The sequence below is a fragment of the Brevibacterium luteolum genome (assembly GCF_025147615.1).
Taxonomy (GTDB): Bacteria; Actinomycetota; Actinomycetes; order Actinomycetales; family Brevibacteriaceae; genus Brevibacterium; species Brevibacterium luteolum.
In genome coordinates this window covers 23,753-44,720 of sequence record NZ_JALXPM010000019.1, presented here as the reverse complement: position 1 = coordinate 44,720, position 20,968 = coordinate 23,753, and the positions used below count along the sequence as shown (strand labels likewise).

The 20,968-nt window shown below is 70.0% G+C and carries 15 protein-coding genes; 12 read left to right on the top strand and 3 right to left on the bottom strand.

The window, feature by feature from the left end; translation table 11 throughout:
* Nucleotides 1-201 precede the first annotated feature (201 nt).
* The 8 genes from M3C25_RS06565 to M3C25_RS06530 all read left to right on the top strand — a co-directional run bounded on the left by M3C25_RS06565 (nt 202) and on the right by M3C25_RS06530 (nt 7,802).
* Nucleotides 202-2,625 carry a hypothetical protein gene (locus tag M3C25_RS06565; protein ID WP_259855409.1) on the top strand — a complete coding sequence of 808 codons (2,424 nt, stop codon included), beginning with the start codon at nt 202-204 and terminating at the stop codon, nt 2,623-2,625.
* A gap of 325 nt (nt 2,626-2,950) precedes the next feature.
* On the top strand, nt 2,951-3,994 hold the full coding sequence (ssd, locus tag M3C25_RS06560) for a septum site-determining protein Ssd (RefSeq protein WP_259855408.1): 1,044 nt from the start codon (nt 2,951-2,953) through the stop codon (nt 3,992-3,994).
* Complete coding sequence (locus M3C25_RS06555; protein ID WP_259855407.1) at nt 3,991-5,199, top strand: TadA family conjugal transfer-associated ATPase; 1,209 nt, start codon at nt 3,991-3,993, stop codon at nt 5,197-5,199. Before ssd ends, M3C25_RS06555 begins: the two co-directional genes overlap by 4 nt.
* Nucleotides 5,196-5,924, top strand: coding sequence for a type II secretion system F family protein (locus tag M3C25_RS06550; RefSeq protein ID WP_259855406.1), 729 nt, complete (start codon nt 5,196-5,198; stop codon nt 5,922-5,924). Before M3C25_RS06555 ends, M3C25_RS06550 begins: the two co-directional genes overlap by 4 nt.
* Nucleotides 5,921-6,616, top strand: coding sequence for a type II secretion system F family protein (locus M3C25_RS06545; RefSeq protein ID WP_259855405.1), 696 nt, complete (start codon nt 5,921-5,923; stop codon nt 6,614-6,616). Before M3C25_RS06550 ends, M3C25_RS06545 begins: the two co-directional genes overlap by 4 nt.
* 190 nt (nt 6,617-6,806) lie before the next feature.
* The gene (locus M3C25_RS06540; protein WP_102161218.1) at nt 6,807-7,052 is read left to right on the top strand and encodes a DUF4244 domain-containing protein; all 246 of its coding nucleotides are present in this window, start codon (nt 6,807-6,809) and stop codon (nt 7,050-7,052) included.
* A 1-nt stretch (nt 7,053) separates the two neighbouring features.
* Complete coding sequence (locus tag M3C25_RS06535; RefSeq protein WP_259855404.1) at nt 7,054-7,428, top strand: TadE family type IV pilus minor pilin; 375 nt, start codon at nt 7,054-7,056, stop codon at nt 7,426-7,428.
* Complete coding sequence (locus tag M3C25_RS06530; protein ID WP_259855403.1) at nt 7,428-7,802, top strand: hypothetical protein; 375 nt, start codon at nt 7,428-7,430, stop codon at nt 7,800-7,802. Before M3C25_RS06535 ends, M3C25_RS06530 begins: the two co-directional genes overlap by 1 nt.
* An 18-nt stretch (nt 7,803-7,820) precedes the next feature.
* On the opposite strand, the gene M3C25_RS06525 is transcribed toward M3C25_RS06530, so the two are convergent.
* Complete coding sequence (locus M3C25_RS06525; RefSeq protein ID WP_259855402.1) at nt 7,821-10,271, bottom strand: DNA 3'-5' helicase SftH; 2,451 nt, start codon at nt 10,269-10,271, stop codon at nt 7,821-7,823.
* A gap of 64 nt (nt 10,272-10,335) precedes the next feature.
* Here M3C25_RS06525 and M3C25_RS06520 point away from each other — a divergent pair, with 64 nt between their 5' ends.
* A complete protein-coding gene (locus tag M3C25_RS06520; protein WP_259855401.1) occupies nt 10,336-12,072 on the top strand; it encodes a methyltransferase in 1,737 nt (578 codons plus the stop codon).
* Nucleotides 12,073-12,196: 124 nt separating this feature from the next.
* On the top strand, nt 12,197-15,031 hold the full coding sequence (topA, locus tag M3C25_RS06515) for a type I DNA topoisomerase (protein WP_259855400.1): 2,835 nt from the start codon (nt 12,197-12,199) through the stop codon (nt 15,029-15,031).
* Nucleotides 15,032-15,129: 98 nt separating this feature from the next.
* Here topA and M3C25_RS06510 read toward each other — a convergent pair whose 3' ends face one another.
* A complete protein-coding gene (locus tag M3C25_RS06510) occupies nt 15,130-15,864 on the bottom strand; it encodes a lipoate--protein ligase family protein (RefSeq protein WP_375545103.1) in 735 nt (244 codons plus the stop codon).
* Between the two features lie 272 nt (nt 15,865-16,136).
* Between M3C25_RS06510 and tmk the strand changes: the two genes are divergently transcribed.
* Together tmk and M3C25_RS06500 are read left to right on the top strand one after the other, a co-directional pair.
* Nucleotides 16,137-18,527: a dTMP kinase gene (gene tmk / locus M3C25_RS06505; RefSeq protein ID WP_259855399.1), complete on the top strand. Its 2,391-nt coding sequence runs from the start codon at nt 16,137-16,139 to the stop codon at nt 18,525-18,527.
* Entirely contained in the window at nt 18,524-19,708 is a 1,185-nt protein-coding gene (locus tag M3C25_RS06500) for a DNA polymerase III subunit delta' (protein WP_259855398.1), read from the top strand. The genes tmk and M3C25_RS06500 overlap by 4 nt, the downstream gene beginning before the upstream one ends.
* Nucleotides 19,709-19,731: 23 nt before the next feature.
* On the opposite strand, the gene M3C25_RS06495 is transcribed toward M3C25_RS06500, so the two are convergent.
* A complete protein-coding gene (locus tag M3C25_RS06495; RefSeq protein WP_102161235.1) occupies nt 19,732-20,832 on the bottom strand; it encodes a M20/M25/M40 family metallo-hydrolase in 1,101 nt (366 codons plus the stop codon).
* Between the last annotated feature and the right edge of the window lie 136 nt (nt 20,833-20,968).

Genomic DNA, 20,968 nt, shown 5'->3' with positions numbered 1-20,968 from the left:
GCTTATCTCATTCAGCAACAGTGTCGGAAACGGCAGCAGGCTGGCGTCGACAAGGGGTGATGTCGGTAAGCTAGCCCTCGACATGCTTACGTCCAGCGAACGACCGCGGGGCGCCGGGAGGCCGAGCAGGCCGCCGGTGGGCCGTGGGACTGAGACTCGGCCACCGTGCCAGGTCACAACGACTGAGGAGAACTTCCGATCATGAGCACCCCCTACCAGCCTGGCGGACAGCAGCAGGATCCGCACCAGCCGGCGTCTGCCTACGGCAGCCAGCCCGGCGCTGGATACGGCGCCGGTTACGGCGGTCAGGATCCCGCAGCCTACGGCAGCCAGAACCCGGGCGCCTACGGCAGCCAGGGGCAGACTTACGGCCAGCCGCAGGGCCAGGCGCCGCAGCCCGAGCAGTGGGATCAGCAGCAGGCTGGCTACGGCAGCCAGATGCCGGCCGCCTATGGCAGCCAGCCCGGCGCCGGATACGGCCCTGGAGGCTACCCGCAGCAGAGCGCGGCCCCGCGTCGGCCCGGTGGCGGACTGCTCGGGCCGCTGACGCTGCGCGACATCCTGCTTCTCGTCGGCGCGCTCTTCGGGCTCATCTCGCTCATCACTCCGTTCTGGCGCGATATGTACGGTTTCGGCTACGGGCTTGAGAACACCTTCCTCATGACGAGCAGGTACGGCTGGCAGATCGTTCTCATGTGGCCGCTGCTGCTCATCATCGCCGGGGTCATCACGCTGCTGAATAAGACGGTGCGCGGCTTCCCGCAGCGCATCGGCTCGCTCAGCCCCGATCAGCTCATCTCGGTGCTGACATCGGTGGCGTTCGCCACCTGCGCCCTCGAGATCGCACTGACGGTGTTCTCGATGTCTGCCTGGCACGTCGGGGCCTACTTCGCCTTCGTCGGAGCGCTTGTGTCCTTCTTCGCCGGTGTCTTCACGATGCTGCCCTTCTTCGCCGCTGAGTTCGCCCAGCGACCGGACAGTCAGGCACACCCGAAGGCCCGCCCGGTTTCGCGCGATGCCGCGTCGGCCGCTCCGGGACTCAGCCAACAGGCCCAGCCGCACGTTCCGCACGGTCAGTACGACCAGCACGGTGCTCAGTCCCAGATGGGCCAGCAGGCCGGTCAGGGTCAGTTCGGTCAGCAGGATCAGTTCGGTGCGCAGCCGGGTTACGCCGCGGCCGACCAGCAGCAGGTTGGTGCGGTGTCTGCCGGCTACGGCGACCCGCAGGCCTACGGTTCGCAGCCGCAGGCTTACGGTTCGCAGCCGACTGGCTACGCCGCACAGCAGCAGGCTCACGGTTCGCAGCCGACCGGTTATGACGCGCAGCAGCACGCCTATGGCTCCCAGCCGGCAGCCGGTGAGACCCCGGCCGCTGATTCCGGCAGCCAGGGCGCAGGTTCAGTCGCCGGTGCCGTCGGTGCCGGTGCGGCCGGAGCCGCAGCCACCGGCATCGGCATGAACGCCGATGACAACGACGCGCAGGCCGGTGACTTCGCGGCAGGTGAGGAGCCCCGTCAGCAGCAGATCTCCGACGATGGCCAGGCCTACCTCGGCAGCCACACCGCTGACGCTCCCGAGCACGCGCAGAGTGAGCCGACCCAGGCGTTTATGGCCGGCGGCCGGACGCACAGCGCAGACTTCAGCGATAACGCAGCTGCTGAACCGGCAGCCGAGCGCAGCAGCGACGACGCAGCTGCAGACGGCCTTGCAGGTGCCGACGTCCACGATGCTGATCGCACCGTCGTCGCCGACTCCGTCAGCGACGCCCCTGCTGCGGCGGTCAGCGAGGAACCGGCCGAGTCCGTAAGTGACGCACCTGCTGAGACCGCGGATCCGACCGAAACCGAGCGCACCGCTGCAGACGCCGAGGATGAAACCGCAGTAGCTGCGGATCCGGTTGATGCTGCTGATCCGACCGAGACCGAGCGCACTGCAGCAGACGATGCCGACAGCCAGTTGGCCGAGGCCAGCGGCTTCGGCGCCAAGGCTGCCGACACCTCGGGTGCGGACACGGTCGCCGAGACCCCGGTCGCCGACTCCTCGGCACCGGCGGCAAGCGAACCGGCAGCCGACCAGCCGGCCACCCGCCGGGAGGCGCGCGTGCGCGGTGAGCAGCAGGCCAGCGATGACCCGAACGAGCCGACCCAGTGGTTCCGGGCCTACGAGCGCGACAGCTCGGGCGCGGCAGCGCCGACCAGTTCTGGCAGCACGGCCGCCAGTGAGCTCGCCGACAGCGACCAGACGGTGGCTGCAGGTGAGCCAGTCGCCAGCGATCCGTCGCTCGATCAGCCGACTCAGGCCTGGACCCCCGGCGCCGACGCGCAGGCACCCGGCGCCGATGCGACGCTCGACCAGCCGACCCAGGCGTGGAGCCCGGCGACAGAGTCGACGACCTACACCGGCGAATCGGCCGAAGCCGTGCCCTCGGGTCAGGCCCAGCCGTTCTGGTTCGCCGTCCCGGAGCCGCGCGAGGCGATCGACCCGAGCACCGGCCGGCCGCTGTTCACCGTCACCCCCGGTGAATGGTTCCTGGCGCTGTCGGACAACGGCACCACCTTCACCGTCCGGGACGCCACCGGGCAGGAGGGACTGCTGCGCAACCTGGAGGGCATCCAGCGCGGCTGACCCGCCGGAACCCTGAAGAACACTGCGCGCCCTGATCCGCATCACCGATGTGGACCAGGGCGCGCAGTCGTGTGTGCAAGGCGGTGAGTGCACCGCGACGCGTGCGCAGAAGCTGTGGATGGGTGCGCGGTTGCCAGCGGGGAAGTGGGCGAGGCGGATGCGACTTTCACCGGTCAGTCGCACAAATGGGCGCGCTGACCAGCAGCAACGCTGACAGGTGTGGACGCAGGTGACCTACGGTCACAAGCGGCAGGCGCAGCCGCTGCTATCCACAGCCGAGGCGGCCCCCGCCTAGGGGAGAGTGGATTCGGGTGAGCCTGAGGGCATGTCCCGCATCGCGCTCGTCACCCAGCTGACCAGCCTCGCCGAACAGTGCGCCGCACTCGCCGACGGCATCGGCATCCGTCTCGACGTGCTGGCCCCGCACTCCGGCGGCTGGCAGGACGCCGTGCTCGTCCTCCTCGGCGAAGACGTCACCGACCCGCTGCCGGCACTGTCCGCCCCAACGGTGCTCATCGCCGTCGACCACGCCGCCGAGGTGTGGCAGCAGGCCGCCCGGCTCGGCACCGACACCGTCGCCGTGCTGCCAGCAGCCGCCGAATGGCTCACCCAGCGGATGATCCACGCCGTCGAACCGCCCGGCAGCCCAGCCACCACGATCGGTGTCGTCGCAGGTTCGGGAGGAGCCGGCGCCTCGGTGCTCGCGTGTGCGCTCGCCCGCCACGCCGCGACCGAGGCGGTCGAGACAGTGCTGCTCGACGCCGACCCACTCGGCGGGGGTGTCGACCTTGTGCTCGGCTACGAGAACATCGACGGGCTCAGGTGGCCGGCGCTGACGACATCGCGGGGACGGCTGAGGCCCTCAACCCTGCCGCAAGCACTGCCGCGCAGCGAGGGACTCTCCGTGCTGTCCTGGGATCGCGAGACCCACGCCGATCTCTCCGGGGACGTCTTCGACGCCGTCATCACCGCAGCCCAGCAGGCATTCAACCTCGTCATCGTCGACCTGCCCCGGCATGCCCCAGTCGAATGGGCCTCCAGCTGCCACCACCTCGTACTCGTCACTCCCGCCCGGGTGCGCGCAGTCATCGCCGCCTCCTGCGTGGCCAGCCGACTGCGCGCCGTCCACCCGGCCGTCGGCCTAGCCGTCCGCGCAGTCGATCGGCAGGGTCTCGACCCTGCCCTCGTAGCCGAGAGCATCGGACTCGAACTGCTCGGCAGCTACCGCGACGACCCGTCGCTCGCCGCCCAGGTCGACCGTGGGGAGGGCATCCCCTATGCGCGCACCCGTCTCAAGCGGTTCGCCGCCGAAGTGCTCGACGGGATCCTCACAGACTCACCGCACTACGCCAGCGCAGGTGGCCGATGAGTGAGTGGCTCGAACCCGGACTCATCAACGATGTGCGCGCTCACCTGCTCGATCATCCCGGCCCGATCACCGCCTCGGCAGTGGCGACGGCAGTCCAGCGCACCGGGCGGGTGCTCGGCTCGGCAGCCCTGCTCGAACTTGTCGCCCGGATCTCCGCGCAGCTGGCCGGGGCCGGCCCGCTGCAGCCGCTGCTCGACGAACCCGGGGTCACCGACGTGTTCGTCAACGGGCCCCGCGACATCTGGGTCGACCGGGGCGCGGGTCTGATGCGGGTGCGTCTCTCACTCGGCGGGGAACCCGATGTGCGCACCCTGGCCGTGAGGCTGGCCGCTCTCGGCGGCAGGCGATTGGACGACTCGACTCCGCTCGTCGATGTGCAGTTGCCCGACGGGGTGCGGCTCAACGCCGTCATCCCACCGCTGTCCGGAGAGCACACGATCATGTCGTTTCGCATCCCGCGCCCGCGCGGATTCACCCTCGCTGAGCTCATCGACACCGGCGCGGTGCCAGCCGCCATCGCCGAACTGCTGCACCAGATACTGGCCCGCCGGGCCAACTTCCTCATCTCCGGCGGCACCGGATCGGGCAAGACTGCGCTGCTCGGGGCTCTGCTGGCCGAATCGGCAGCCGACCAGCGACTCGTCATCGTCGAGGACTCCCGCGAACTCAGCCTCGACCACCCGCACGTCGTGCAGCTCTCGGCCCGCCAGTCCAATGTCGAAGGCGCCGGGACCGTGTCGCTGACGGACCTGGTGCGCAACGCGCTGCGAATGCGCCCGGACCGCCTCGTGGTCGGAGAGTGCCGTGGGGCTGAAGTCCGTGACATGCTCACCGCGCTCAACACCGGACACGAAGGCGGGTGCGCGACGATCCACGCCAACACCGGCGATGCGGTCCCGGCCCGGCTGGAGGCGCTCGGTGCGCTGGCCGGCATGACCCCGGCAGCCGTGCGCTCCCAGGTCGCCAGCGCCATTGACGTCGTCATCCACATCCGCCGGCTGCGCCCCGGCGAAGCGGAGGAGCCAGGAACAGGTGCGGGGGCATCGCGGCAGGTGAGCGAGCTGAGCGTGCCACGCGCCGAACCTGATGGCCGGATCATCATGCACCCGGTCTGGCACGCGGGCACCGGCTTCGACGCCACCGGCCTCGACATGCTCACCACCCTGCTCGCCGAGCGCAGCGGCATCACCGGACTGCACCGATGACCGCCGTCGTCATCGCACTCATCGGAGGGCTGGCAGCCACCGGCTGGTGGCTGCTGAGCGCCGACACGGCAGCCAGCCGGCTCACCCAGCTGCTGCCAACCCGGGCCGGAGCCGACCAGTCGCCAAGCCGACCGCGGCTGTTCGCCCGCTGGCGCCGGCAGGCGGCCACCGCCTCGGGCTCGGACGATGAGTCCGCAGCGATCGCGATGATCGACCGAGCCGCCGAGCTGCTGCGCGTGGGCATGCCGCCGGAGGCGATCATGAGCCAGCTCGGTGAGCTCAGCGACGACCCGCACAGCGCCGAGGTGCTCGGCCGCATGTCGCGTTCGCTGCGGCTGGGGGAGCGCCCGCACGAGGCGATCCGCCGGCATGCCGGACAGCTGCCGACTGCCCAGCACGACATCTTCGACGGGATGGCCGCCGTCTGGTTCGTCGCCGAGACCGCTGGTGCACCGGCTGCCGACATGCTCGCCCGCTACGCCACCTCCTGCCGTGAGAAGGCCGACGCCGCCCGCGAACGCGCCGTCGCGCTAGCTGGCCCGCAGTCGACGGTGCGCGTGCTCACCTGGCTGCCGGTGTTCTCCCTCGGCCTCGGCGCGTTCATCGGCGCCAACCCGCTGCGGCTGGCGCTCACCGTGCCTGGAGCGCTCAGCCTCGGCGGCGGCATCGCACTGCTGCTGGCCGGTCGCGCCTGGATGCGCGCGATGCTCAGGAGAGCGCAGTGAGCGGGCTCGTCATCGCCGTCATCGGTGTGCTCGTCGCGGCCGCCTTCGTGCTCTTCGACCCGGGAACAACCGGCCGGCTCACCCGGCTGAGCGGCAGCCGTGCTCATCCCCGCGCCCGAGGCGGTGGATCCGACAGCCGGGAGGCGCCCTCGAGTGCCGGGCCGGGTGTGAGTGACTCGCCGGTTGACCGGCTGGCCTTCGACCTGGAGCTGGTGGCGATCTGCCTGCAGAGCGGCCTGACCGCGGAGCGGGCGCTCATCCTGGCCGCGCAGGCCGCCGATGACCGCAGCGGGCTCGGCCGGCTCGGCCACGCGATCGCCCTCGGGCAGTCGACCGAAAGCAGACAGGCCGGACACGCGCATTCTGCAACGCACGGGGCGGACGGAGTGACGGGTGACGGTGCGCCCGGGCCGGTCGTCTCACAGCTGCCCGACATCGATGAGCGTCTGCGCCCGGTGGTCTCTCTCATCGACTTCAGCCGCCGCACCGGCGTTGCGCTCGCCCCGCTGCTGCGCGGATTGTCGGCCGATCTGCGCCGCAGTGAGCATCGCCGCCGGCAGCTGGCCGCTGCACGACTCGGGGTCACCCTCGTCATCCCATTGGGCGTGTGTATCCTGCCGGCCTTCATCCTGCTCGGCATCGTCCCAGTCGTCATCACATTGGTCTCCGATATGGCTGGGGTGTTCCAGTGAAAACGGCTGTGGATCACGGTCTTGCGTGTGTGCACCCGGATGTGGACGCACCTCGGGCATCCACACCTGCGGTGCCGTGTCTGGAGGCAGCCGGCCGGTCACCGGAGGCTGGGATCAGCTCGCCGCCCCAGGCATCCAGCCCGTGGGCAGTGCAGCTGGAGTCCGCAATGGCACACAGTGAGGAGACACCATGGACACGACACGAGACCGCACAGCACCGGCACGCAGTCCGAACCAGCAGAAGGCAGGTGCGGGGCCGACCCGCCTGCTCACCCAGCACATCAGCTCCGATGAAGGCGCAACGACTGCCGAATACGCGATCACCACACTGGCAGCCTGCGGGCTGGCGGCGCTGCTCGTGACACTGCTCAAGAGCGACACGCTGCTCGAGCTCGTCACCGGCGTCATCAGCTCGGCGTTCGGGCTCGGCGGCTGACATGACCAGGCCAGTCTGCGAAGAGCGCCGTCGGCGGATCACCTGTGACCAGGGAGCGGCGACCGCGGAGTTCGCCATGGTGCTGCCGGCCCTAGTGCTGCTGCTGGCGCTCTTCGCAGGCGCGGCCACCGTCGGGATGACCCAGCTGCGCGCCTACGACGCCGCTCGGGCCGCCGCTCGCGAGGCAGCGCGTGGGGAACCGCAGCACACCGTCGTCGCCGAAGCCGAGAAACGCGCCGGTGCTGGATCGAAGGCAACGATCAGGACCGAGGGCGGATACACCGAGGTCGCCGTCGTCATCGGCCTGCCGCAACCGGTGAGCATGATCCTCAAACGAGTCGAGTCGTCAGCAACCGCCAGGACGGAAGGCAGCTGATGAGCCGGTCAGCCACAACCCTGCTCCGCTCTGATGCCGGGTCGACGAGTGTTGCGGCGATGATGATCGCAGCGGCAGCCTTCGCACTCGTGGCAGGACTCGCGCTGGGCGGCAAAGCCTTCCTCATCCACGCCCAGGCCGCTGGAACCGCTGACCTGGCAGCACTCGCCGCCGCTGATGCCGCCCGCGGCATCGCACCGGGTGATCCATGCGAGGTCGCTGCTGCCACAGCGGCGAAAGCCGACCTCAAGGTCACCGAGTGCATCGCCCGCTCCGATCTCGGTGCGGCGACCGTCACCGTGAGCGCACCCCTGCCGGCCCCGTTACCGGCCATCAAAGTCAAGGCCGTCGCCGGCAGCTCCGGAGGTCCGTGAGAGCGCTCCGTGAGAACGCTAGATCCCGCGCAGCAGGGCAGTGAGGATCCGCGCGGCAGCGTCCTTGTCGAGCGGGTTGTTGCCGTTGCCGCACTTCGGCGACTGCACGCATGACGGGCAGCCGGTGAGGCACTCGCATGCCTCGATCGCCACCAGTGTTGCGGTCTGCCATTCATCGAAGGCGCGGAAGCCGCGTTCGGCGAATCCGGCACCGCCGGGCTGTCCGTCGTAGACGAACACCGTCGTCTTCCCGGTATCAGCGTGGCGGTCGGTTGAGACACCGCCGATGTCCCACCGGTCGCAGCCGGCGAACAGCGGCAGCAGGCCGATCGAGGCGTGTTCGGCTGCATGGACGGCACCGGGCAGATCCGGTGTCACGATCTCGGCATCCTCGACCAGCGACTCGGACACCGTCCACCACACAGCCGAGGTGCGCAGGGTCCGTTCGGGCAGGTCGAGGGCGTGCTCGGAAAGCACGACGCCGGTGCCGTTCTGCCGGATCTGATACCCGGTGACCTGGTCGAGGACCTCGACCATGCCCAGGTGGACGTGCCCGCCTGAAGGCAGTGGGCGAGAGTCGGTGACCGATTCGATGCTGATCTCGGTGACGGACTTCGGCTGGGTCGTGTAGTCGACGGTGCGCGGTTCGACGAGAGCAACCCGCTCGTCAAGATCCAGGTCGGTGACGACGAACGTCTGACCCTGGTGGACATACACAGCCCCGGGGTGGGACTGGCGCAGCGCTCCGGCATCGTCGACGGTGCCGAGCACCGTGCCGGTGGCGGCGTCGACAAAGCGCACGATGCCACCGCCTCCGCCGCGGATGTCGGTCAGCGCTGCCGCCGGTTCGCGCTTCGTCCAATACCAGCCGGTCGGCCTGCGGCGCAGCAGGTTCGCCGCCGCCAGCTGCGCGACCGTCTTCTCCGCAGCCTCGCCGAAGAGTGCGAAGTCGTCCTCGGTCAGGGGTCGTTCGGCAGCAGCGGCACACAGGTGCCCGCCGAGCACGTACGGGTTCGACGGGTCGATGACTCCGCCGTCGACCGGTGAGCCGAACACCGACTCCGGATGGTTGACGACATAGGTGTCGAGCGGGTCGTCGCGCGCGATGAGCACGGCCAGCCATTCCGAACCGGCGCGCCCGGCGCGTCCGGCCTGCTGCCACAGCGAGGCCAGGGTGCCTGGCCAGCCGGCCATGACGACGAGATCGAGGCCGGCGATGTCGATGCCGAGCTCGAGGGCATTCGTCGAGGCCACCGCCCGCAGCCGGCCGTTGCGCAGCCCGGTCTCCAGCAGCCTGCGCTCCTCGGGAAGGTAGCCGCCGCGGTAGGCCGCGACTGTTCGGGTGAGCTCCGGGAACGACCGTGAGACCGCCGAGCGGGTCGCCTCGGCCAGGGCTTCGGTGCCGCGGCGGGAGGCGATGAAGGCGATGGCGGAGAAGTCTGAGCACACCGCATCGGCGAGCAGATCAGCCGACTCGGCGATCGTCGACCGGCGCTGCGGACCATCGGTGAGCACCCCGAGCGGATCCCCGGCCTCAGCCCCGAGACCCAGCGGATCATCCCCATCCGAGCCGACACCGATGCCGAGCGGATCATCGACGCCGAGGGCATCGAAGACATCGGCATCCGGATCCCCGGTGGCGTTCGGGATGAGCGGCGGCTCCCACAGCACGAAGTGACCGGCCGCCCGCGGCGACCCGTCCTCGGTGACGGCCGTGCATTCCCGGCCGGTGAGCCGGGCGAAGGCGGTGGCCGGGTCGGCCATCGTCGCTGACGCCCCGATCACCACAGGCGCCGCCCCATAGTGGGCGGCGACGCGCAGCAGCCGGCGCAGCACGAGCGCGACATGCGAGCCGAACACTCCGCGGTACCGGTGGGCTTCATCGACGATGATGAACCGCAGATTCCGCAGCCAGCGGGCGAAGCGGGCATGCTGCGGCAGGACCGTGCGATGCAGCATGTCCGGATTCGTGTAGATGAGGTTGGCGTGGGCGCGGGCCCAGTCCTTCTGCGCCTGCGAGACATCCCCGTCATAGGCCGCCGGCCGCAGCCCGGCCAGCACAAGCTGGCTGACCTTCTCCATCTGATCGTGGGCCAGTGCCTTCGTCGGCGACAGATAGATTGCCGTCGCCTGCTGCCGCGGCACCGCATCCTTCGTCGCAGCGAACGCCTCCAGGACCGGCAGCAGGAACCCGAGCGACTTGCCTGAAGCCGTCCCCGTCGAGATGACCGTGTCCTCACCGGCATGGGCCGCCTGGGCAGCGGCCGCCTGATGCGTCCACGGACGCTCGACCCCGAGTGACTGCCAGGCCGCAACCACCTCGGCGGACACCCAGTCCGGCCAGTCGGCGTATTCGGCCTGACGCGCCGGCAGGGTCTCGACATGGCGGATCCGGTCCTCACGCTGACCGAACCCGCCGACCAGGTCGAGCAGCCGCCGTGCCGGCGCCGCATCCTGCCGCTGAGCCATAGGCCCCATTGTCCCACCCGGCCAGGACACCACCGCACCGAACCGGTTTCGTACAGTGGGACACGTGAACACCTCGCCCACCACCGCCTCGGTCCCGGTTCCGACCGCCGACGAGACCACCCTGCGCCCGCTCGCCGACCTGCTCAAGCGCTCCTTCCCGTTCAGCCCGGAAGCCGCGCCGCTGTGGGACACCCACGCGCAGGCGGCCATCGAGCGCTCGAACGCCGCGCCTGCGATTGTGCAGACCCGGGCCCGCGTGGCGGCCGGTGAGATCCCCGCGCCCGAGGCGGCGCTCGCTTTGCTCTTCGTCCTCGACCAGGCCGTGGACGCCGGTTCCGTCGCCGAGGCGTGCGGGCCTGAGCTGTTCGCCGCGCTGCGGGCAGACGGCTGGCTCATCGACGCCGGCGAGACAACCGGCAGCGACGGCGCAGGTGACGGAACCGAGGACCAGGTGCGTGCGGCGCTGACGATCGCAACCTTCGACGGGCTGCTCATCGCCGCCGACTGGGGCACCCTGACCCGCGACGAACCGCTGGCAGGCGACCACGTCCTCGGGCTCGGGGGAGCAGGCCGGACGCTGGCGGCGGTCACCCCGCGCATGCCCGTCGAGCTGGCCTGCGACATCGGCACCGGCTGCGGCATCCAGGCGCTGCTGCTCGCCGCCCACAGCGCCCGCGTCATCGCCACCGACATCTCCACCCGGGCGCTCGCCATCGCCGAGCTCAACGCCGGGCTCAACGGCATCGAGTCGATCGAATTCCGGGCAGGCGACATGCTCACGCCGATCGACGAACCGGTCGACCTGCTCGTGGCCAACCCGCCGTTCGTCATCACCCCGCAGGGCGAGACCCAGACCTTCGAATACCGCGACGGCGGCCAGCCGGGTGATGCGATCATGGCCGGGCTCATCGCCGGCATCCCCGAACGGCTGCGCCCCGACGGCAGCGCGGTGCTGCTGGGCAACTGGGAGTACCACGCCGCCGGCAAGCACAGCGCACCCGGCAAGCCGTCCGGCGGGCTCACCGCGCCCGAGGCGGTGGTGACCGAGGTGCCGACCGAGGCGCCGGCCGAGGTGCCGGCACCGATCCGCTGGATGGAGGAGCTGAGCACGCCGGGCAGCCCGGCGGCCGAAACCTCGATGCTGCTCGTCGAACGCGAGCACCTCGACCCGGTCGCCTACGCCGAAACGTGGATCCGTGACGGCGGGGTGACCCGGATGAGCGGCCGGTGGCAGGCCGACACGAGTGCGTGGCTGCACGACTTCGGCGCCCGTGGGGTCGCGCGCATCGGATTCGGGTGGATCCGCCTGCACCGGGCACCCACACCTTCGCACCGGGCACCCACACCTTCGCAACGGGCGCTGCACCATCTCCGGGAGACCGGGCCGCTCGCCGGTGACACCGCCACACTGGCCGCCGTGCTCGACACGCGGCTGGCCGTCCTCGAATGGCTCGCCGGCACCGGCGACGCCGAACTGAAGCGCACCGCGTTCATCCGCGGCCAGGACCTCGTCGAGCACCGCCACCACACTCCCGGCGAGGACGAACCGCACACCATCACCTATGAGCAGGGCACCGGATTCGGGCGCACCATCACCGCCGACACCGCCCTGGCCGGACTGCTGGGCGTCAGCGACGGCAGCCTGAGCCTCGGTGCGATCAGCGATGCGCTCGCCCAGCTGCTTGAGGCCGACCCGGCTGCCCTGCGCACCCAGCTGACCGGGCAGGTCCGCCAGCTGCTGGCCGACGGATTCCTCTTCCCCGTCCTCGATTCCGGCGCTGGAGAGTTGAACACGCGCTGAGGGTCGCCGTGAGCGGCGGATGCTAAGTTCTGTAAGGTGTAAGCCACCGTGCGGCCAGTCAGGACCGTCCGGCCGCTGCGGTGCCGCCCGTCGCTCCGCGCACATTCCGTCGAAAGGGAACCTCGTGGCACAAACGGCTTCTCAGCCGCGCCGGCTCGTCATCGTCGAGTCTCCGACCAAAGCCCGCACCATCGTGGGCTACCTCGGGGACGACTACGACGTCGAAGCCTCGGTGGGCCATATCCGAGACCTGCCGCAGCGCTCGGAGCTGCCTGCGGATATGAAGAAGGGCCCCTTCGGCAAATTCGCCGTCGACGTCGACTCCGACTTCGAGCCGTACTACCGGGTCGCCCCGGACAAGAAGAAGAAGGTCACCGAGCTCAAACGCCTGCTCAAGGACGCCGACGAACTCTACCTGGCAACAGATGAGGACCGGGAGGGCGAGGCGATCGCCTGGCACCTGCTCGAAGTGCTCAAGCCCAAGATCCCGGTCAAGCGGATGGTCTTCCACGAGATCACCCCTGAGGCGATCGCGCGTGCTCTGGAGAACACCCGCGAACTCGACTACTCACTCGTTGACGCGCAGGAGACCCGCCGGATCCTCGACCGCCTCTACGGCTACGAGGTCTCCCCGGTGCTGTGGCGCAAGGTCCGCGCCGGCCTGTCGGCCGGCCGCGTGCAGTCGGTGGCCACCCGGCTCGTCGTCGAACGCGAACGCGAGCGGATGGCCTTCGTGCCTGCCCACTATTGGGACCTCGACATCGACCTGGCTGTGCCCGGCTCGGGTGCCGAGTTCGCTGCCCGGCTGGCGACGTATCACGGCCAGCGGGTCGCCGGCGGCCGCGACTTCGACGACGCTGGACAGCTGAAGAAGAAGGCCGCCTCCGAGGTCGTCGTCCTCACCGAGGACATGGCGACCGAACTCGCCGGCCAGCTCACCACCTCGGCGAAGGACAGCCTGAGCGTCACCGCGCTGGAGACCAAGCCGTACTCGCGCCGCCCGGCCGCGCCGTTCACCACCTCGACGCTGCAGCAGGAGGCCGGCCGCAAGCTGCGGATGACCGCCCGGCAGGCGATGCGCACCGCACAGTCGCTGTACGAGAACGGCTACATCACCTACATGCGAACCGACTCCTCGGCGCTCTCAACCCAGGCGGTGACCGCCGCCCGGAATCAGATCGCCGAACTCTACGGCCCCGAATACGTCCCGGAGTCGGCCCGGGTGTACGCGCAGAAGCAGAAGTCCGCGCAGGAGGCTCACGAGGCGATCCGACCGGCTGGTGACTCCTTCCGCACCCCGGCCCAGGTCTCCGGGAAGCTCTCTGGAGATGAGTTCCGGCTCTACGACCTCATCTGGAAGCGCACCGTCGCCAGCCAGATGGCCGACGCGAAGGGCAAGACCGCGACCATGCGGATCACCGCTGACCTCGGTGAGGACAGGACGGCGGGCTTCACCGCCTCGGGCACGGTCATCACCTTTCGCGGCTTCCTCGCCGCCTACGAGGAGGGCCGTGACGCCGAACGTTACGCCGCCAAGGAGGGCGGCCGGCTGCCGGAGGTCACCGAAGGCCAGGCGATCTCCGTCGCCCGCGCCGAGGCCGACGGCCACACGACCGCACCGCCGCCGCGCTACACCGAGGCCAGCCTCGTCAAGCAGCTCGAAGAGCTCGGCATCGGCCGGCCCTCGACGTACGCGGCGATCATCTCAACGATCCAGGACCGCGGCTACGTCACCGAACGCGGCAGTGCGCTGGTGCCCAGCTGGCTGGCGTTCTCCGTCGTCCGGCTGCTCGAAGAGCACTTCGGAGGGCTTGTTGACTACCAGTTCACTGCAGCTCTCGAAGCCGACCTCGACGCGATCGCCGGCGGCGCCAAGGAGCGCAGCCAGTGGCTCAGCGAGTTCTACTTCGGCACAGGGGCTGACCACAACGGTCTCAAGCCGACAGTCGACGACCTAGGCGACATCGATGCGCGGGCGATCAACTCGATCGACATCGCCGAGGGCATCGTGCTCAGGGTCGGCCGGTACGGACCGTATCTGGAGGTCTCGCCGGAGGCGGCTGCAGGGGCTGGGGCGAAGGCTGCATCCGAGCAGGCCGGTGCGAAGGCTGCTGCCAAGGGTGAGGGGGAGTCTGGGGAGCCGGCGCCGATCCGCGTCTCCGTGCCCGATGACCTGGCCCCCGATGAGCTGACTGCTGAGAAGGCCCGTGAGCTCATCGCTGAACAGGGACAGGGCGACCGCGAGCTCGGCGTCGACCCGGAGACCGGCCACACGATCGTGGCGAAGTCCGGCCGGTTCGGCCCGTATGTCACCGAGATCCTGCCTGAACCGGAGGAGAAGCCCAAGCGCGGGGCCAAGAAGCCCAAACCGCGCACGGCCTCGCTGTTCAAGTCGATGGACCCGGCCACGGTCGACCTGGCAACGGCACTGAAGCTGCTGAGCCTGCCGCGCGAGGTGGGTGCCGACGCTGAGGGCGAGGTCATCACCGCGCAGAACGGCCGATACGGTCCCTACCTGAAGAAGGGCAGCGATTCGCGTTCGCTGGAGACAGAGGAGCAAATCTTCTCCATCACCCTCGAGGAGGCGCTGGCGATCTACGCCCAGCCCAAGCAGCGCGGCCGCCGTGCTGCGGCCGCCCCGCTTAAGGAGTTCGGCGAGGACCCGGAGTCGAAGAAGCCGGTTGTGCTCAAGGACGGCCGCTTCGGCCCCTACGTCACCGACGGGACGACGAATGCGACCCTGCGCAAGGACGATGCCGTCGACTCGATCACCGCCGAGCGGGCCTTCCAGCTGCTTGCAGAGAAGCGGGCGAAGGGGCCGGCGAAGAAGCGCACGACCGCCAAGAAGACGCCGGCCAAGAAGACGACTGCGAAGAAGTCGACGACCGCGCGCACGACCGCTGCGAAGAAGACCACGGCTGCGAAGAAGACGTCTACGGCCACGCCGAAGACGCCCTGATCTGAGCGAGCGCAGAGCCCCGTCAGCCGCACCGGCTGGCGGGGCTCAGCCGTTGCCGCGGCGCTTCAGCGGTGTCGCTGCTGCGGCGCTTCAGCTGCTCACAGCTCGTGTTTGCCCCGGTACTCAGCAGCTGCGGCCAGCGTCGTGACATCGATCTGTCCGGCCACTACCTCGTAGGCGGTGCCATAGGCGGCATCGAAGGCCCCGGCGACCGCCTCGACCGTCACCTCGGGATGCACCTCGCTGATCGACCCGCCGGTGGACGGATCCCACTCGACGCCCAGGGCCGCCTCGACGTCGGTGAGGACTGCGCGGATCGGATCCGGATCGGTCACGACGATCGACGACGAGAACAGCCACCCGGCCGCCGTCACCCGCTGTGCCGTGCCGATCGCCTTGATCCTCCCTGCGACATTGACGCTGTGCTCACCGGGGCAGTACTCACCCGGGATCTCGCCGAGGCGCGCGTCGATTCCGAGCGAGCGCAGCACCTGGGCGTACATCGCCCCGAAGTCCGTGAACCGGCCCTGCGTGCCTGACAGCAGCGTCGAGGCCGGTTCGATGTGATCGATGACGAGGCTGCCGCGGTGATACGGGGCCACGCGCCCGCCCAAGGAGCGCAGCACCGGAGTGAACCCGTGAGCACGCGCCGCCTCGACGGCGGCGGAAAAGCCGGGCAGGAACCGGTCGCGGGCACCGAAGGCGACTGTCGGCTCCGGCCGATAGATCCGCAGCACACCCGGCCGCTGCCCGGCCCGCACCTCATCGAGCAGCACTCGGGCCAGGGAGAGCGCATCGACTGGGTCATCGGCCCCGCGTCCGAGGCGGTGCAGCCGGACGCTCTCAGGCGCGGTCTGGCCTTCAGTCAGGGGAGCAGCCGCAGCAGAGGCCCCAGCAGGCTCGGCGGAATCGGCAGGCCGGTTGGCCTCGTCACGGGAGTCGGTGTCGGTCACCTAGACAGGATAACCGCGGCCGCACGAGACCTCGCCCGCAGCCGAATTCCGCACCGGCTGGCGGTGTTCACCACTGCGTCCAGCAAGCGGACAGGTGCGCCTCGTAGGCTGACGTCGTCGATGTCCGAGCCGATGAGTATCGTGGAGATGTGATGACAACTCCGAAGCCCCCGAGCGGCGCGTCCGCAGCCGCACCAGCGGCACCCAGACGGCATCCGCTCGCCCCGCTCGTCCCGCTTGGGCTCGAAGTCGGCGCCTGGCTGCTGCTGCTGACCACCGGCGCGATCGCCTTCGGCCTCGCCGGCATCATGGGGTTCTTCGACACCGGCCTGCCGGCCGACCTGCACAGCGTCCAGCCCGTCTGGGAGGTCGGCGAATTCAGTGTCCGCCATGGCGCGATCGCCCTCACCGTCCTCCTCGTCGTAGCCGCAGCCGGCCTGTTCCTGCCGACCTCGCTGCTCGGCTCACGCCTGTCGACCACCGGCGGCCGGGTGTTGTCCTCCTCAGCAGCCGCGGCCGGCGTCTCGGGTCTGTTCCTCTTCCTCTTCCCCTCCGTCTGGCTCGCTTGGCTCACCGGCCTGCTGCTGGCCGTCATGGTCGCTCTGCTCGTCCGCCAGGCCCCGGGTGTGCACCGCAAGCCGTGGCGCTCGGTCGGCGTGGCCGCCGGCCTCGGCCTGTTCGTCACCTACATCGCCCAGATCGCCTCGGGTGTCTCCGCTGGCGTGCCCGCCCAGCGCTGGCTGCTGCTGCTGGCCTTCATCGTCATGCTCGCCTCGGCGATCGCCTCCTTTCTCCTGCCGGTCACCGCCGACTCCGTTGACCAGACCACCGGCGCGTTCCCCGCCCAGCACCGCGGCCGCGGCGAAGCCGAGATCGCCCGCCCCTGGGCCTGCTACGTCCTCTTCGGGGCACTCGGCGTCATCGTCGCCCTGCCCCAGATCGTCGTCGCCGACCTCAACTTCGGCCAAGCCGGCACCTACGCGATCCTGTGCGCCGCCCTCGTCGGCTGGGCCGCCGGCTTCGAAGCCGGCCCGACCTTCGCACCCGGCATGACCCGCCCGCGCCTGACCTCCTTCGCCGTGCTCATCGCCGGTGTGCTCCTCGTCCTCATCGGCGCACTCAAGGAGCTCTCGGGCATGGCGATCCTCTCCGGTGCCGCGGCCTTCGTCGTCGGCATCGGCGTGCGCGCCCAGCCGTACGCGTTCTCCCGCCGCATCGGCTTCGGCATCGGCGCCTTCGTCGCCCTGCTGCTCACCTGGCTCGGCACCGCGCTCAACGTGCCGGTCACCGACTTCATGGTCTGGGAGATCACCACCACCGAGGTCGCCTACATCATCCCCGGCCTGCTCACCATCGCCGCCGGCATCATCGCGATCATGACGTTCTCCCCGCTCGGCGTCCGCGGCCTCGGCGTCGACCTCGTCCACGCCTTCCGCGCACCCGTCACCCGCTCCGCTCCCGAGGAGCCGGTCGCCGGGCCCGAGGCGGTGGCCGGCTCCCAGCCGGGTGCCGTCGATGCCGCGCGCAGGCTGCCCGAGCGCGGCCTGTTCATCGCTTTCGAAGGCGGCGACGGGGTCGGTAAGACCACTCAGATCCGCAAGCTCGGCGAGCATCTGGCAGCCCGCGGCTTCGCCGACATCCACACCACCCGCGAACCCGGCGGCACCGAGGCCGGCCAGCGGATCCGCGAGGTGCTGCTGGGCGGCAGGGGAGTGGCCCAACGCGCCGAAGCACTGCTCTTCGCAGCCGATCGTGCCCACCACATCGCCGACCGGGTCGACCCGTGGCTCGCCAACGGCGGCGTCGTCATGACCGACCGCTACATCGACTCCTCACTGGCCTACCAGTCAGCCGGCCGGCAGCTCTCAGTCGCTGAGGTCGGGGCGATCTCACGCTGGGCGACGACCGGGCTCATCCCGCACCTGACGATCATCCTCGACATGGAACCGGCGACAGCGAATGCCCGCACCGAATCCCGCGGCGGCGCCAACCATCTCGACCAGGCCGGTCTTGAGTTCCACTCGCGCGTCCGGCAGGCCTTCCTCGACATGGCCGCCCGCGAACCGCAGCGCTACGTCGTCATCGACGCCGACCGTGACCCCGACGCCGTCGCCGCCGACATCGCCGCAGCCGTCGACCGCACGCTGACAGCCCAGGGCATCCGCCCCCAGCCCCCGACAGTCAGTCAGCCGCCGGCCAGCGGACAGCAGTCGGCAGATACGCAGCAGCCTGCACCCGCCGCACCCGAAGCTGACGCGCCAGCGTCCGACGAGGACGCCACCACCGTCCTGCCCTCAGCCAGCAGCGGAAACGGCAGCCACGCGGCCGGCGAAGACGACGATGACTTGGCCACGACCGTGCTGACACCCCAGGCGGGAGCCGAGCCGGATCCCGGTGACGCCGAGACGACCGTGATGCCGCGCCAACAGCTGCACAACTCCTCGCGGCAGAAGCTGCAGGCCCAAGCTGAGATCGAACGCCAGGCTCGTGAGCGCCTGCGCGAAGCCCGCATGCGCGGCATACGCCGAGGAGACCCGCAGTGACCGGCGTGTGGAGTGAGCTCGTCGGCCAGGACGCGGCGATCGAACAGCTGCGCCGCGCCGCCCATGCCGCTGGCCGCATCGCCGCCGGCGACACCTCGGGCGCCGCCTCGATGACCCATGCCTGGCTCATCACCGGCCCGCCGGGCTCGGGCCGGTCGAATGCCGCCCGCGCCTTCGCCGCCGCGCTCTTCAGCCCGTCCCACGGTGATGAGCTCGACTCCGAATCGCACCGCGCGCTGGCCGGCACCCATGAGTCGATGACCGTCATGTCGACGCAGAAGTCGCTCATCTCCATCGACGAGGTCCGCGACCTCGTCTCCCAGGCCCATTCCGCCCCGGTCAACGCCCCCTGGCGGGTGATGATCATCGAAGACGCCGACCGGATGGCCGAACGCACCTCCAACGTCCTGCTCAAGGCGATCGAGGAACCGCCGCCTGCAACCGTGTGGATCCTTTGCGCGCCGAGCACCCAGGATGTGCTCACGACGATCCGCTCACGCTGCCGCAACGTCAACCTGCGGATCCCGCCGACCGAGGCGATCGCCGAGCTGTTCATCACCCGCGACGGCGTCGACCCGGACAAGGCCGCCTGGGCCGCTGCAGCCGCACAGAACCACATCGGCCGGGCCAAGCGCTTCGCACTCAATGAGGCGGCCGCCGCCGAACGACAGCGCACGCTGGACATCCCCTCCCGGCTCACCTCCCTGGGCACCACCGTGAGGTTGGCCGGACGGGTCGTCGACAGTGCTGCCGAACGTGCCAAAGAGCGCACCGCTGAACGCAATGCCGCCGAACGCGAGGAGCTGCTCACCACCCTCGGCGTCGAACCCGGCAAAGCCCCGCCGCCAGCCGTGCGCGCCCAGGTGCGCCGCCTCGAAGAGGAACAGAAGCGCAAGAACGTCCGCGCCCGCAACGACGAGATCGACTCGATGTTCTTAGAGCTGCTCTCGCTGTACCGCGATGTGCTGCTGTGCCAGCTCGGGCTTTCCGACGGCTGGATCAACAAGGGCGAGGACGAGCGCATCCGCGCACTGGCTGAGGGCAGCACGGCCACGAGCACGCTGCGCCGCATCGACATCCTCACTCAGGCTCGCCAGCGACTGGCGACGAACATGGCTCCGCTGCTCATTGTCGAAGCTGCGTTCATCGGGCTCGTGAACCCCTGGCTGCTCGCCGAGTGAGCCTGCCGGCAGGCTGAGTGCGCTCAGTCGTCGAGCAGGCTGCCGACGAGGTCGCGGACGAGTTCGACCCGCCTGGGAATCCACGCCGCCACCGCGTGCTCGCTGTCGGCATGCGACCCGCCGCCGATCGTGCCGAGCCCATCGAGGGTCGGCACACCGATGCCGGCGGTGAAGTTCCCATCCGAACCGCCGCCCACAGCGATCGACCGCAGCGGCGGGTGCCCGAGCCTGCCGGCGATCCGCTGGGCGCGGGCGTAGAGGTTCATCGAGTGCTTCGTCTCGAACGGCGGCCGGTTGATGCCCCCGCGCAGCAGCAGCTTCGCACCCGGGTGCTTCGGCTTGAGCATGCGCAGTGCGGCGTCGACGCGACGCTGCTCCTCAATCTGCACCGCACGGGAGTCGATGCCGACCTTCGCGGCAGCCGGGACCGTGTTCGTCGTCGTGCCCGAGCTCATGACGGTCGGCACCACCGAGGTGCCGGCTGAACGATCGCCGATCGTGAGGATATCGAGCACCTGGGCTGAGACCTCGGCGGTGGCATTGATGCCCTTCTCCGGCTCGACACCGGCATGCGAGGCACGGCCGCGCACTTCGAGCTCATAGATCGCCACACCCTTGCGCGCGATCTTGACTGCCCCGTCGGTGCCGCCGGATTCGAAGACGAGCGCGGCCTTCGCCCCGCGCGCCTCCTCCTCGATGAGTGAGCGCGAGGTGATCGAACCGAGCTCCTCATCACCGGTGATGAGCACCGAGACACCGTCGAGGCTGCCGCGGCGGGCCAGCAGCTGGCCGAGGGCGTGGAAGATGATGAGATCTCCGCCCTTCATGTCATCGGCACCCGGGCCGCGGATGATCCCGTCGATGAAGGAGAACGGCAACCGGCGGATCGTGCCCAGCGGCCACACCGTGTCGTGGTGGCCGATGAGCACCACCTCGCGCGGGCCCGAGCCGAAGCGCCAGAGTGCATGGGTGGCCTTGTCGATGCGGATGAGCCGGGCGGCGCTGCCGAGGTGGGAGGCGCCGATCTTCGAGACGAGACGGGCGCTGCGGGCCACCGCATCAGGATCCGCGGACGGGGACTCGCATTCGATGAGCTCCTCGAACTCGCGCAGGAAGCGATCCATATCCACGGCCACGTTCTCTCCAGGTCCTTTCGTCTCTCGGTGGGCGGTATGCGATGGCAGGCGGGGCTGCCGGGCAGCGGTGTGCGCTGCGCGCCGCCAGCTTCACTGTATCGCGCCGGCAGGTGCAGGCGCCGGA

What these genes read in the sequence shown, in the direction of transcription:
- M3C25_RS06495 (WP_102161235.1), bottom strand. Translation starts at nt 20,832, where the DNA reads ATGGATCGCTTCCTGCGCGAGTTCGAGGAGCTCATCGAATGCGAGTCC.
- M3C25_RS06535 (WP_259855404.1), top strand. Translation starts at nt 7,054, where the DNA reads ATGACCAGGCCAGTCTGCGAAGAGCGCCGTCGGCGGATCACCTGTGAC.
- tmk (WP_259855399.1), top strand. Translation starts at nt 16,137, where the DNA reads ATGACAACTCCGAAGCCCCCGAGCGGCGCGTCCGCAGCCGCACCAGCG.
- M3C25_RS06540 (WP_102161218.1), top strand. Translation starts at nt 6,807, where the DNA reads ATGGACACGACACGAGACCGCACAGCACCGGCACGCAGTCCGAACCAG.
- M3C25_RS06550 (WP_259855406.1), top strand. Translation starts at nt 5,196, where the DNA reads ATGACCGCCGTCGTCATCGCACTCATCGGAGGGCTGGCAGCCACCGGC.
- M3C25_RS06565 (WP_259855409.1), top strand. Translation starts at nt 202, where the DNA reads ATGAGCACCCCCTACCAGCCTGGCGGACAGCAGCAGGATCCGCACCAG.
- M3C25_RS06555 (WP_259855407.1), top strand. Translation starts at nt 3,991, where the DNA reads ATGAGTGAGTGGCTCGAACCCGGACTCATCAACGATGTGCGCGCTCAC.
- M3C25_RS06525 (WP_259855402.1), bottom strand. Translation starts at nt 10,271, where the DNA reads ATGGCTCAGCGGCAGGATGCGGCGCCGGCACGGCGGCTGCTCGACCTG.
- M3C25_RS06530 (WP_259855403.1), top strand. Translation starts at nt 7,428, where the DNA reads ATGAGCCGGTCAGCCACAACCCTGCTCCGCTCTGATGCCGGGTCGACG.
- ssd (WP_259855408.1), top strand. Translation starts at nt 2,951, where the DNA reads ATGTCCCGCATCGCGCTCGTCACCCAGCTGACCAGCCTCGCCGAACAG.